The organism is Sphingomonas sp. 7/4-4 (genome assembly GCF_027941955.1).
In the GTDB taxonomy this organism is placed as follows: Bacteria; Pseudomonadota; Alphaproteobacteria; order Sphingomonadales; family Sphingomonadaceae; genus Sphingomonas.
Genome location: NZ_CP115960.1, coordinates 1,481,529 through 1,494,122, shown reverse-complemented (window position 1 = coordinate 1,494,122; position 12,594 = coordinate 1,481,529). Strand labels below are relative to the sequence as shown.

The window sequence follows — 12,594 nt, the reverse complement described above, 5'->3', positions numbered from 1 at the left end:
TGGCCGTTGTTCGACCGTTGAATTATGTAATTTGGATTATTAATGCGAACGTCGGGCTGTACAAGCCTAGGGTTTTACAGGCGGGCACAGCCGCGGAGAGGGAGGGGAATGTCGAAGGGTTTGCCGTCGTCCATGCGTATCTCGGACGACGCTTCGACGGGGAGCGCCCCTATGCCGGCATCGAGCTTGGGGGCACCAAATGTGTGTGCACCCTTGCCTTCGGGCCGGGCAGGGTCCTCGACCAGCAGATCGTACCGACCACCAGCGCCGAGGAGACCTTGCCGGCGATCCTGGAAGTGCTGAACGACTGGGACGCGCATCCGGGCTTCCGTGCGCTGGGCATTGCTTCGTTCGGACCGATCGATCTCGACGCGCGCTCGCCGTCGCATGGCCATATCCTCGCGACCACCAAGGCCGGCTGGGCCGGTACCGACGTGCGCGGCACCTTGTCCGCGCCGTTCGCGGTTCCGGTGGGATTCGACACCGACGTCAACGGCGCGGCGCTGGCCGAGGTCGCCTGGGGCAGCGGTCAGGGCATGAGCGATTTCGCTTATGTCACCGTAGGAACCGGGGTGGGCGTGGGGCTGATCGTCCATGGCCGGCCCACACGCGGCTTTGCGCACAGCGAATGGGGTCATGTGCGCGTGCCGCGGCTGGCGGGCGATGATCATCCGAGCGTGTGCGGGTTTCACGACGATTGCGTCGAGGGGCTCGCCTCGGGATCCGCTCTGGTGTCGCGCCTCGCCGGCCGGGCGGTTCGCGACGTGGCCGCGGACGACCCCGTCTGGGAGCCGATCGTCCACACCATCGCGGCCATGGCGCATGCGCTCGTCTGCGGCGCGGGCCCTGAGCGAATCGCGATCGGCGGCGGCGTGCTCACCGCACAGCCGCATCTCGTGGCGCGGATAGAGAACGCGCTGGTCGAGAGCCTCAACGGCTATATGCGGCTGCCCCGGATCGAGGGCTATATCACTCGTCCGGGGCTGGGCGATATGGCAGGCCCGATGGGTTCGATCGCACTGGCCGCCACGGCCTTCGCGACTGCCTAGCCAAGCGCGGCGCGCTGTGCGAATTAGCAAATCAAACATAATAATTGCACGCATCGCCGGGTCTTCGCCGTGGCGGGGCGTGCATCGACAGGAAGGATAGCGCCTTGGCCCGTTCGAACTCGCGTGCAACGCTGGCATTCGCCGCAGTGACGACATTGTTCTTCGCATGGGGCTTCATCACCTCGCTGATCGATCCGCTGGTAGCATCGGTGAAGGGCATCTTCACGCTGACCAACTTCCAGGCGCAGGCGGCCGCGTTCGCGTTCTTCATCGCTTATGGCGTGATGTCCTTCCCGGCGGCGGCCTTGCTCTCACGCGTCAAATCGATCCCCACGATCCTGATCGCGCTGGGCCTGATGATCGCAGGATGCCTGGTGATGCTCGCCGCGGCCAATCTCGCCGTATTCACGCTAGTGCTGCTCGGGCTGTTCATTCTGGCTAGCGGGATAACCATCCTGCAGGTCGCCGCAAACCCGCTCGCGGCGGCGCTGGGCAATCCCAAATACAGCCATTTGCGCCTGACGCTCAGCCAGACCTTCAACTCGTTCGGCACCTTCCTCGGGCCGCTGCTCGGCGCGCACCTGTTCCTCAAGGGCGTCGAGGTCAAGGAAGGCACCGTAATCACCAGCGCCGTGCGCGCCGAGGCATTGGCCGGCATCGATTCGGCATATCTGTGGATCTGCGGGCTGATCGCCGCGCTGGCAGTGTTCTTCTGGCTCAGCCGCCGCGTCGTCACCGAAGCCGCGCCCCCCGTCGCCTCGACAGCGGGCCTCTTCTCTGCGCTCAACTCGCGCTGGGCGCTCCTGGGCGCGCTCGCGATCTTCCTCTATGTCGGCGCCGAAGTCTCGATCGGCACCCAGATGGCGCTGCTGCTCAACGACAACAGCGTCTGGGGGCACTCCGACGCGGCCTTCGGTGTCCCGATCCTCGGCTATCTGATGGGCAGCGACGGCGTGCCCGGGGTTTCGCTTCAGGAAGCCGGCAAGGCGGTCGCGCTCTACTGGCTGGGGGCCATGATCGGCCGGGCGGTCGGCTCGGCGCTGCTCGCGGCGGTACGCGCGCATCTGCTGCTCGCGGTGTTCACGGCCGTCGCGGCGGCGATGTGCTTCTATGTCTTCGCAGTCGGCGGCGTGACCGCGGGCTTCGTTGCGCTGTCGATCGGCCTGTTCAATTCGATCATGTTCCCGGTGATCTTCACGCTTACACTCGAACGTTCCACCGGCACTGCGGAATCGACTTCGGGGCTGCTTTGCACGGCGATCGTCGGCGGTGCCCTGCTGCCGCTGCTGGTCGGCGCAGTCTCCGACAAGACCGGCTATGCGGTCGCGCTGATCGTTCCCGCCGCATGCTATTTGATGCTGTGTCTGTTCGCGGTGCTCGCGGGCCGGGCACCGGTCGTGCGGCAGGACGCCGAAACGCTCTCGGTCCACTGACCGGGGCTTGACTAAACGATAACTCGCTGGTTATGGGAAAACCATAGCCAGCGAGTTATTGATTGAAATGCACAACGCTCGAGACATGCTCTTCAAGACGCTCGCCGATCCGACCCGGCGGGCGATCTTCGAGCGCCTGTGCAGAAGCGGCGAACAGACCGTCGGCGCGCTGACCGCGCATGCCGGGGTCTCGCAGCCGGCGGTTTCGAAGCATCTCGGGGTGCTCAAACAGGCCGGTTTCGTCCTCGATCGCCACGAAGGCCGGCAGACCCATTATAGTGCCCGGCGCGATGCGCTGGCCCCGCTGATCGACTGGACGAGCGAGATGACCGGCTTTTGGCAAAGTCGCTTCGACGATCTCGAGGACCTGCTCAAGAGGATGGACCAATGACCGATACTGCGACCGAAACGCGCTCCGTAATCGTCGAGCGCGAGATCGCGCATCCGCCCGAGAAGATCTGGCGCGCGCTCACCCAGCCGCACCTGATCGAGGAATGGCTGATGAAGAACGATTTCAAGCCCGCGGTGGATCACCGCTTCAATCTCAGCGCGGAGTGGGGTGTCCTCGATTGCCAGGTGCTGGAAGTCGAGCCCAACAAGACGCTCGCTTATACTTGGAACGGGCTGGGCCTCGAAAGCACCGTCACCTGGACGCTAAGCGAGGCGGGCACGGGAACGCGGCTGCGCATGGAGCAGGTCGGGTTCAAGCCTGACCAGAAGCTCGCTTATCACGGCGCGAAAGCCGGCTGGCCGCAATTCCTGGGCCGGCTCGAGGAAGTGCTGGCGCGGATCGACTGAAGTCACGCCGGGCCGAGATTCAACGGGAGAAATGACATGAGCGAGACGCAAACCGCATCTCCTTCGCAGTTGATAGATGCGCGGATCGAGGAACTGGGCGATTGGCGGGGCGAGACGCTCGCCCGGCTCCGCAAGCTGGTCAAGCAGGCCATTCCCGATGTGGTCGAGGAATGGAAGTGGCGCGGCGTTCCGACCTGGTATCGCGATGGCATGATCTGCACGGGCGAGACCTACAAGAACGCCGTGAAGATGACCTTCGCCAAGGGGGCGGCGCTCGAGGATCCCTCGAAGCTGTTCAACTCCAGCCTCGAAGGCAATGCCCGGCGGGCGATCGATTTCCATGAGGGCGAGGAGATCGACGAGGATGCGCTGAAGTCGCTGCTTCGCGCCGCCGCCGCGCTGAACCGGTCCAAATAGTTCGGCCCGCTACCCAAGGGAGATCACCATGAACATGTGGGTCCGCCAGATTCATCGCTGGCTCTCGATGGCCTTCACCGCCGGCGTCCTCGTCTACATCGTCGCGATGGGGCAGGGGCAGCCTCCGGCGTGGCTGGGGCTGTTCGCGCTGCTTCCGCTCATCCTGCTGCTGGTAACCGGATTGTATCTGTTCGCCCTGCCCTACGCGGTCCGGTGGCGCAGCGACGGACGCCCGATCGCGCAGGAGTGAAGGCGATGACCGGCAGGCGGTCGCGCTGCCCGGCTGGGTCCCCTACGTCCTGTTCTTGCGCAGGATGGCGAAGAGGATCGTGAGGAAGGCCACGAGGCGGACCAGATAGACCCAGCTGCGCTGCTCGTCGGGGACTCCGCCGAGCGCAAGGATCGCTTGGGCGATGCCGAGCAGGAAAAAGGCCGCGGCGAAGGCGAGGAACAGCTCGTCGCGCGTGTCGCGCCAGAAACGCAGGAAAAATAGGCCGGCCGCCGCGAAGCCGAGCGTGACCGCGCCGGAAAGGAAGGCAAGCAGGGTCACGCCTCCTCCATGTCCCAGATGAAGCCGAACAGGAGGACGGCCACCGCCGCCAGCGACAGCATCAGCCGGACAAGGCCGAAGTCGATATCGTGGATCAGCAGCAGATCGACGATCACGAACAGATTGTTCGCGGCGAGCAGCGCGAAGCACAAGGCGCTCCACAGCAGCAGCCGCATGCCGCTGCGGCGATAACTGCGCGTGAGCAATAGAGCGCAAGCGGAACTCGTCGCGAAGCAGAGCAGATAGACGATCGCGGGAAACCACGAGGTCATCTCACTCCCTCCATAGCTTGAATGCGTCGGCGAAACTGCTGAGTCCCGAAGATGCCTGCGTGACGATCATGCGCCGGACCGAATCCGGCCGGATGGCGTAGAGCGCCTCGGCGGCAGTTGCGAGACCGTCGACTGCGTCCGAGGTCGGCTGATAGCGGACGAGATCCCCGGTTCGATCACGACGAGCCCCGCGGCGAGCAGCGACTCGATGCTTTGCGACACGACGAGGTCGCTCCCGCGCAGCGCGACGACCAATTCCCGTTGCGGCCAGGCCCGATCGCGATGCTTCTTCAGGAAGCACAACAATTCGAGCGCCCAGACCGAGCGGAAGGTCGAACGGATGAAGCTGGAAACCTCTTGCTTGGCCGGCATCCCGGGCGCCGTCTCTCATGTGCGTGTTTCCCCCGAGTGTCCCGGCCACTCCTAACGCTCCGAAGAAATGCCGCAATCCGCCGCAAATCCGTGCACACGTTCACTTTTCCTACAGCACAGCTGTTGCTATGCTTGTGCAGGCCGGGGGCCGTTCAGCGTCTCAGGGGTGGGGGAATTCATACCAGGAGTGCCAGGTGAACGCCGAACTACCTCGCGACATGCTCGATCGCCGTCAACTCGTCGCCGCGCTCCGCAACTTCCGGCGCGGTGACTTCACTGTCCGCCTGCCGGACGATCTCCCGGGCACAGACGGCGAGATAGCCGCATTGTTCAACGAAGTCGTCGCCATGGAAGAGGCGATGACCCACGAATTCGAGCGCCTGTCGCGCGTCGTCGGCAAGGAAGGCAAGATCACCCAGCGCGGCCATGTCCGCGGCGCGACCGGCAGCTGGGAAGCCAAGCTCCGCTCGGTCAACGAGCTGATCGAGGACATGGTGCAGCCGACCGCCGAAGTCGCGCGCGTCATCGGCGCGGTGGCCAAGGGCGACCTGTCGCAATCGATGACCGTCGAGATCGACGGCCGGCCGCTCCGCGGCGAGTTCCTTCGCATCGGCAAGGTGGTGAACACCATGGTCGAGCAGCTCGCCTCGTTCGCGTCCGAAGTGACTCGCGTGGCGCGCGAAGTGGGCACCGAGGGCAAGCTCGGCGGGCAGGCCAAGGTGAAGGGCGTCGCCGGCACGTGGAAGGACCTGACCGACAACGTCAACGCGATGGCGACCAACCTGACCGGTCAGGTCCGCAACATCGCCGAGGTGACCACCGCGGTGGCGTCGGGCGATCTTTCCAAGAAGATCACCGTCGAAGTGAAGGGCGAGATCCTCGAGCTCAAGAACACCATCAACACGATGGTGGACCAGCTCAATTCGTTCGCGTCGGAAGTGACGCGCGTGGCGCGCGAGGTCGGCACCGAGGGCAAGCTCGGCGGGCAGGCGCGCGTGGAAGGCGTCGCCGGCACGTGGAAGGACCTCACCGACAACGTGAATCTGATGGCCGACAACCTCACCGGTCAGGTGCGCAACATCGCCGAAGTGACCACCGCGGTGGCGTCGGGCGACCTTTCCAAGAAGATCACCGTCGACGTGAAGGGGAGATCCTCGAGCTGAAGAACACCATCAACGTGATGGTCGACCAGCTCAACGGCTTCGCTTCGAAGTGACCCGCGTGGCGCGCGAAGTGGGCACCGAGGGCAAGCTTGGCGGCCAGGCGCAGGTGCCCGGCGTCGCCGGTACGTGGAAGGATCTCACCGACAACGTCAATCTCATGGCCGACAATCTGACCGGCCAGGTGCGCAACATCGCCGAAGTGACCACCGCGGTGGCGTCGGGCGACCTTTCCAAGAAGATCACCGTCGACGTGAAGGGGAGATCCTCGAGCTGAAGAACACCATCAACGTGATGGTCGACCAGCTCAACGGCTTCGCTTCGGAAGTGACGCGTGTGGCGCGCGAGGTCGGCACCGAGGGCAAGCTCGGCGGTCAGGCGCAGGTGCCCGGCGTCGGCGGCACATGGAAGGATCTGACCGACAACGTCAATCTGATGGCGGCGAACCTCACCGGCCAGGTCCGCAACATCGCCGACGTGACGACTGCGGTGGCGAAGGGCGATCTTTCGAGGAAGATCACCGTCGAAGTGCGCGGCGAAATCCTCGAGCTGAAGAACACCATCAACGTGATGGTCGACCAGCTCAATGGTTTCGCATCCGAAGTGACCCGCGTGGCGCGCGAAGTGGGTTCAGAAGGCAAGCTCGGCGGGCAGGCGCAGGTCGAAGGCGTCGCCGGCACGTGGAAGGACCTCACCGACAATGTGAACCTGATGGCCGGCAATCTCACCGGCCAGGTCCGCAACATCGCCGAAGTGACCACCGCGGTGGCGAAGGGCGATCTTTCCAAGAAGATCACCGTCGATGTGAAGGGCGAGATTCTCGAGCTCAAGAACACCATCAACACCATGGTGGATCAGCTCAATTCGTTCGCGTCGGAAGTGACGCGCGTGGCGCGCGAAGTGGGTTCGGAAGGCAAGCTCGGCGGACAGGCCAAGGTCGAGGGCGTCGGCGGCACGTGGAAGGATCTCACCGACAATGTGAACGATCTGGCCGCGAACCTCACCGGTCAGGTGCGCAACATCGCCGAGGTGACCACCGCGGTGGCGCTGGGCGACTTGTCCAAGAAGATCACCGTTGACGTGAAGGGCGAGATTCTCGAGCTCAAGAACACCATCAACACGATGGTGGACCAGCTCAACGGCTTCGCTTCGGAAGTGACACGCGTGGCGCGCGAGGTGGGCACCGAAGGCAAATTGGGCGGGCAAGCGCAGGTGCGCGGCGTCGCGGGCACCTGGGCCGATCTCACCGACAATGTGAATCTGATGGCGGCGAACTTGACCGGTCAGGTGCGCAACATCGCCGACGTGACCACTGCGGTGGCGCGCGGCGACTTGTCCAAGAAGATCACGGTCGACGTGAAGGGCGAGATCCTCGAGCTCAAGGACACCATCAACACGATGGTGGACCAGCTCAACGGCTTCGCTTCGAAGTGACTCGCGTGGCGCGCGAAGTGGGCACCGAGGGCAAGCTCGGCGGTCAGGCGCAGGTGCCCGGCGTCGGCGGCACGTGGAAGGACTTGACCGACAACGTCAACCTGATGGCGACAAACCTGACCAACCAGGTGCGCGGCATCGCCGACGTGGTCACCGCGGTGGCGCAGGGCAATCTGAAGCGCAAGCTGACCGTGGACGCCAAGGGCGAGATCGCGGCGCTGGCCGAGACGATCAACTTCATGATCGACACGCTGTCCACCTTCGGCGATCAGGTGACCAACATGGCCCGCGAAGTGGGTATCGAGGGCCGGTTGGGCGGTCAGGCGCGCGTGCCGGGCGCCGCCGGCCTGTGGCGCGATCTCACCGATAACGTGAACCAGCTGGCAGCAAATCTCACCAATCAGGTTCGCTCGATCGCCGACGTGGCGACTGCGGTGACCAAGGGCGATCTCACCCGCTCGATCGCAGTGGAAGCGTCGGGCGAGATGGCGGCGCTCAAGGACAACATCAACGAGATGATCCGCAACCTCAAAGATCAGACCTTGAAGAATGCGGAGCAGGATTGGCTCAAGACCAACCTCGCGCGCTTCAGCCGCATGCTGCAGGGCGAACGCGATCTCACCACCGTCTCGAACCTGATCATGTCCGAGCTCGCGCCGCTGGTGAACGCGCAATATGGCGTGTTCTATGTCACCACGCGCGATGGCGACGATACCGTGCTAGAACTCGCCGCGAGCTATGGCGCCGAGAGCAAGGAGCAGCTCAAGCCGAAGTTCGCGTTGCGCGAAGGGTTGGTCGGGCAAGCGGCGGCGGACAAGCGCCCGATCCTGCTCGAGCACGTTCCCGCGGACTTCCTGCGCATCGGATCGGGGCTGGGCGCGGCGGCGCCGGCCAATGTCGCCATCCTGCCGGCCTTGTTCGAGGATGAGGTCAAGGCAGTGATCGAACTCGCCTCGTTCGGCGACTTCAACGAGACGCACCAGAGCTTCCTCGATCAGCTGATGGAATCGGTCGGCATCGTGCTCAACACGATCGCCGCCACGATGCGCACCGAGGGGCTGCTCAAGCAGTCGCAGCTGCTGACGCAGGAGCTGCAGGCACGCCAGACCGAGCTGACCACCAAGCAGGAAGAGCTGCACAACACCAACGAGGAGTTGCAGGAAAAGGCGCAGCTGCTCGAGAACGAGAAGAAGCAGGTCGAGGCCAAGAATCTCGAGATCGAAATGGCCCGCCGTGCGCTGGAGGAGAAGGCCGAGCAGCTCGCGCTGACCTCCAAGTACAAGTCCGAATTCCTCGCCAACATGTCGCACGAGCTGCGCACGCCGCTCAATTCGCTGCTGATCCTCTCGAAGCTGCTGTCGGACAATCCGCAGGGCAATCTCAACGAGAAACAGGTCGAATTCGCGCGGACGATCAACTCGGCGGGATCGGATCTGCTCAATCTGATCAACGACATCCTCGACCTTTCCAAGATCGAGTCGGGAACGGTGTCGATCGAGGTCGGCGAGATGCCGATGCAGGCGCTGCGCCAGCATATGGACCGCACCTTCCGCCAGCTCGCGGCGGACAAGAGTCTCGCCTTCAACGTCGAGTTCGATGCCGGCTTGCCGGCGACGATCCGTACCGACGAGAAGCGGCTCCAGCAGATCGTGCTCAACCTGCTTTCGAATGCGTTCAAGTTCACTGCGCACGGCAGCGTCACGCTCGCCGTGCGGGCGGCGACCAAGGGGTGGAGCACCAACCATCCGGTGCTGCGCGGCATGGATACCGCGATCGAGATCGCCGTCACCGATACCGGCATCGGCATCCCGCAGGACAAGCAGAAGCTGATCTTCGAGGCGTTCCAGCAGGCGGACGGCACCACCAGCCGCAAATATGGCGGCACCGGCCTTGGCCTGTCGATCAGCCGTGAGATCGCGCGTCTGCTCGGCGGCGAGTTGCAGGTGCGCTCGACCCCGGGCGAAGGCTCGACCTTCACATTGTTCGTGCCGCTCCAGGCGATCGCTCCGGCGACCTCCGGCCAGATCGGCACCACCGCGCGCTACGACAATAGCGGGGCGATGGTGCCCAATGCACTTCCCAGCGCGGGCGCGTTCGATCTCAGCGACGATCGCGACAGCCTGAACGGCGATCCGTTCGTGCTGATCGTCGAGGATGACCCCACCTTCGCCTCGATCCTGCTGGATATCGCGCGCGGTGCAGGGCTCAAGGGTGTGATCTCGGGAGCCGGTGCGGGGACGCTGGCAATGGTCCGGAAGCTCCAGCCGAACGCGATCACGCTCGACCTCGGCCTGTCCGACATCGACGGCTTCGTGCTGCTCGATCTGCTCAAGCACGATCCGCAGACCCGGCACGTGCCGATCCACGTCATCTCGGGCGCGGACAAGGTCGCCAAGGCAATCGATCTCGGGGCGTTCGGCGTCACGGAGAAGCCGGCCGAGAAGGAGGCGCTGGTCGCGGTGTTCCGTGACCTTGCCGAGCGCGTCGAGAAGCATCCGCCGGTGATCGAACTGGTGCCCGAGCATACCGAGCAGGTAGTTCAGGCCGGCCGCGGCGTGCCTGAACTGGCCGATGCCAAGATCCTCATCGTCGATGACGACATCCGCAACATCTACTCGCTGACCAGCGTGCTCGAGAGCTACGGCGTCGAAGTGCTCCACGCCGAAGGCGGCAAGGACGGCATTCTCATCCTCGAGCAGACGCCGGGAATCGATATCGCGCTGATCGACATCATGATGCCGGAGATGGACGGTTACGAGACGATGCAGCAGATCCGCCAGCGCACGGTGCTGGCCGATCTGCCGCTGATCGCGGTGACGGCCAAGGCGATGAAGGGCGATCGGCAAAAGTGCCTCGACGCGGGTGCTTCCGATTATATCGCCAAGCCGGTCGACATCGATTTGCTGCTGGCGCTCCTGCGCGTCTGGATCGGCCGCTCGCGGGAGGCCTCGCATGCGGGCGATGTGGTCGTGGCAGAACCGAGCTGAGGTGCGGATGCGCTCCAGGATTCCGCCGACCCGAACCGCGACGATCGCCGAGGCCGCACTTGTGACAGACCCCGAAGCCATCGAGGATCGCGCCAGGGTACTCGTCGTCGATGATGACGAGCGCAATTTGCTCGCGATCCGGACAGTGCTCGAGGATGTCGCCGAGGTCGTCGTCGCCAATTCGGGCGAGGAGGCGCTGCGCCAGCTCCTCAAGGGCGAATTCGCGGTGATCCTGCTCGACGTCTACATGCCTGGCATCGATGGCTATGAGACGGCCCAGATCATCCGTTCGCGCGAGCAGACCAAGCGCGTGCCGATCGTCTTCCTCTCCGCGGTCAACAAGGAGAGTCAGCATCTCCTGCGCGGCTATTCGATGGGCGCGGTGGATTATGTGTTCAAGCCGGTGGACGCGGTGGTGCTGCAGTCCAAGGTCGCGGTGTTCGTCGATCTGTTCATGATGACCAAGGAGATCCAGCGCAAGGCTCGGCAGGAGCAGGCATTGCTCGACGCCAATCTGCGCGCCAATGCCGAGCGGCTGCGGATCGAACAGGAATTGCGCCTCGCCGAGCAGCGTCAGGCGGCGATCATCCAGTCGCTGCCGATCATTCTCTATCTCGAGGAAGTCGACGCGGAGCCGCGCATCCCGAAGTTCGTCAGCGGCAACTTCCACGCGCTCACCGGCTATGCATTCGAAGAGATTCAGCAAACCCCGACTTTGTGGGTGGATCGTCTCCACGCGGAGGATCGCGAGCGCGTGGTCGAGGCGATGGCGGGGCGCAGTTCGGGGCAGTCGCTGTCGGTCGAGTATCGCTGGCAGTGCGCCGATGGTCAGTACAAGCACTTCCTCGATCAGGCGGTGCTGCTGCGCGATGCCTTCGGCAACCCGGTCGAGTTCGCGGGCACATTGCTCGACGTGACCGACCGCAAGGAATTGGAGAGCCAGCTCACTCAGGCCCGCAAAATGGACGCGATCGGGCAGTTGACCGGCGGCATCGCGCACGATTTCAACAATCTTCTCGCGGCAGTGCTGGGCGGGCTCGGTATGATCGAGCGCCGGGTGCCGCTGAGCGATGATCAGGCTAATATCGTCGCGATGACTCGCCATGCCGCTGAGCAGGGCGCGGAGCTGGTCAAGCATCTGCTCGCATTCGCGCGCCGCCAGAAACTCGAACCCGCCTCGGTCCAGATCCCCCGCCTTGCGCAATCAGTCAGCAACCTGCTCGCGCATACGCTGGGCGGCTTGGTCGAGCTCGAATGGAAGCTCTCGGACCAATTGTCGCCGGTCTATGCCGACGCCGCCCAGCTCGAACTCGCGCTGATGAACCTGATCATCAACGCCCGCGACGCGATGCCCGATGGCGGCATGGTCACGGTCGCCGCCGAGGACCGCGAGATCACGGAACAGGTCGGCCGCACCGGGCTCACGCCGGGCCATTACGTCGTGATCGGCGTGGGCGACACCGGCTGCGGCATCGCGCCCGAGATGATCGAACAGGTGCTCGAACCCTTCTTCACCACCAAGCCGGTGGGCAAGGGAACCGGGCTCGGGCTCAGCATGGTCTATGGCTTCGCGCAGCAATCGGGCGGCGAGGTGCGGGTGGACAGCGAACTCGGCCGCGGCACTTGCGTCGAGATCTGGCTCCCGCGCGCGCCGGAGGCCGAAATGGAGGCCGAGGAGGAGGAAGCCGCGGAGGAGACGCTCAACGGCGTCACTGCCGCGATGCGGATCCTGCTTGTCGACGACCATGACGGGGTCCGCGCCACGACCGCGGCGCTGCTCGAGGATCTCGGCCATTCGGTAATGCACGTCACTGAAGGCGCGCAGGCGCTCGACCTGTTCCGCAAGGATCCGGCGTCGTTCGACCTGCTGATCACCGATTACGCGATGCCGCGCATGTCTGGCACCGAGCTGGTGCGGCAGGTCCGCGGCGAGCGCGCCGACCTGCCTGCGCTGATCATCACGGGCTATGCGGAAGCCGATATGGGCGCCGCCGAAGAGGATGTGCGGGTCCTCGACAAGCCATTCACGCCCGAACAGCTCAAGGCGGCGTTGCGCGAACGTCGCTGAGGCGTCGGCCGCAAAATCTCAATTCGCGGAGGCGGTGATCCGTCCGGCCGCGAC

At 64.4% G+C, this 12,594-nt stretch carries 14 protein-coding genes; 11 read left to right on the top strand and 3 right to left on the bottom strand.

Features of this window, described 5'->3' with window-relative positions; translation table 11 throughout:
• The first annotated feature begins 203 nt into the window (after nucleotides 1-203).
• The 6 genes from PIB19_RS07585 (at nucleotide 204) to PIB19_RS07560 (ending at nucleotide 3,947) form a co-directional block, all read left to right on the top strand.
• Nucleotides 204-1,049: an ROK family protein gene (locus PIB19_RS07585; RefSeq protein WP_271240304.1), complete on the top strand. Its 846-nt coding sequence runs from the start codon at nucleotides 204-206 to the stop codon at nucleotides 1,047-1,049.
• A gap of 104 nt (nucleotides 1,050-1,153) precedes the next feature.
• The gene (locus tag PIB19_RS07580; RefSeq protein WP_271240303.1) at nucleotides 1,154-2,482 is read left to right on the top strand and encodes an MFS transporter; all 1,329 of its coding nucleotides are present in this window, start codon (nucleotides 1,154-1,156) and stop codon (nucleotides 2,480-2,482) included.
• A gap of 85 nt (nucleotides 2,483-2,567) precedes the next feature.
• Complete coding sequence (locus tag PIB19_RS07575) at nucleotides 2,568-2,873, top strand: ArsR/SmtB family transcription factor (protein ID WP_235537042.1); 306 nt, start codon at nucleotides 2,568-2,570, stop codon at nucleotides 2,871-2,873.
• Complete coding sequence (locus PIB19_RS07570; protein WP_271240302.1) at nucleotides 2,870-3,280, top strand: SRPBCC family protein; 411 nt, start codon at nucleotides 2,870-2,872, stop codon at nucleotides 3,278-3,280. The genes PIB19_RS07575 and PIB19_RS07570 overlap by 4 nt, the downstream gene beginning before the upstream one ends.
• 36 nt (nucleotides 3,281-3,316) lie before the next feature.
• A complete protein-coding gene (locus PIB19_RS07565) occupies nucleotides 3,317-3,697 on the top strand; it encodes a DUF1801 domain-containing protein (protein WP_271240301.1) in 381 nt (126 codons plus the stop codon).
• Nucleotides 3,698-3,725: 28 nt separating this feature from the next.
• The gene (locus PIB19_RS07560; protein ID WP_271240300.1) at nucleotides 3,726-3,947 is read left to right on the top strand and encodes a hypothetical protein; all 222 of its coding nucleotides are present in this window, start codon (nucleotides 3,726-3,728) and stop codon (nucleotides 3,945-3,947) included.
• A 42-nt stretch (nucleotides 3,948-3,989) separates the two neighbouring features.
• Here the strand turns inward: PIB19_RS07560 and PIB19_RS07555 are convergent, their stop codons facing one another.
• The 3 genes from PIB19_RS07555 to PIB19_RS07545 all read right to left on the bottom strand — a co-directional run bounded on the left by PIB19_RS07555 (nucleotide 3,990) and on the right by PIB19_RS07545 (nucleotide 4,891).
• Nucleotides 3,990-4,247 carry a DUF5985 family protein gene (locus PIB19_RS07555; protein WP_271240299.1) on the bottom strand — a complete coding sequence of 86 codons (258 nt, stop codon included), beginning with the start codon at nucleotides 4,245-4,247 and terminating at the stop codon, nucleotides 3,990-3,992.
• The gene (locus PIB19_RS07550) at nucleotides 4,244-4,519 is read right to left on the bottom strand and encodes a DUF5985 family protein (protein WP_271240298.1); all 276 of its coding nucleotides are present in this window, start codon (nucleotides 4,517-4,519) and stop codon (nucleotides 4,244-4,246) included. The genes PIB19_RS07555 and PIB19_RS07550 overlap by 4 nt, the downstream gene beginning before the upstream one ends.
• A gap of 66 nt (nucleotides 4,520-4,585) precedes the next feature.
• On the bottom strand, nucleotides 4,586-4,891 hold the full coding sequence (locus PIB19_RS07545) for a hypothetical protein (RefSeq protein WP_271240297.1): 306 nt from the start codon (nucleotides 4,889-4,891) through the stop codon (nucleotides 4,586-4,588).
• Nucleotides 4,892-5,085: 194 nt separating this feature from the next.
• On the opposite strand from PIB19_RS07545, the gene PIB19_RS07540 reads away from it, so the two are divergent.
• Genes PIB19_RS07540 through PIB19_RS07520 form a run of 5 tightly spaced genes read left to right on the top strand, consistent with a single transcriptional unit; the run spans nucleotide 5,086 to nucleotide 12,540 of the window.
• Complete coding sequence (locus PIB19_RS07540; protein ID WP_271240296.1) at nucleotides 5,086-6,054, top strand: HAMP domain-containing protein; 969 nt, start codon at nucleotides 5,086-5,088, stop codon at nucleotides 6,052-6,054.
• Between the two features lie 58 nt (nucleotides 6,055-6,112).
• The gene (locus PIB19_RS07535; RefSeq protein ID WP_271240295.1) at nucleotides 6,113-6,328 is read left to right on the top strand and encodes a HAMP domain-containing protein; all 216 of its coding nucleotides are present in this window, start codon (nucleotides 6,113-6,115) and stop codon (nucleotides 6,326-6,328) included.
• A gap of 17 nt (nucleotides 6,329-6,345) precedes the next feature.
• On the top strand, nucleotides 6,346-7,485 hold the full coding sequence (locus tag PIB19_RS07530) for a HAMP domain-containing protein (RefSeq protein ID WP_271240294.1): 1,140 nt from the start codon (nucleotides 6,346-6,348) through the stop codon (nucleotides 7,483-7,485).
• A gap of 5 nt (nucleotides 7,486-7,490) precedes the next feature.
• Nucleotides 7,491-10,472: a hybrid sensor histidine kinase/response regulator gene (locus PIB19_RS07525; protein WP_271240293.1), complete on the top strand. Its 2,982-nt coding sequence runs from the start codon at nucleotides 7,491-7,493 to the stop codon at nucleotides 10,470-10,472.
• Nucleotides 10,438-12,540, top strand: coding sequence for a response regulator (locus PIB19_RS07520; protein ID WP_271240292.1), 2,103 nt, complete (start codon nucleotides 10,438-10,440; stop codon nucleotides 12,538-12,540). Before PIB19_RS07525 ends, PIB19_RS07520 begins: the two co-directional genes overlap by 35 nt.
• Nucleotides 12,541-12,594 lie beyond the last annotated feature (54 nt).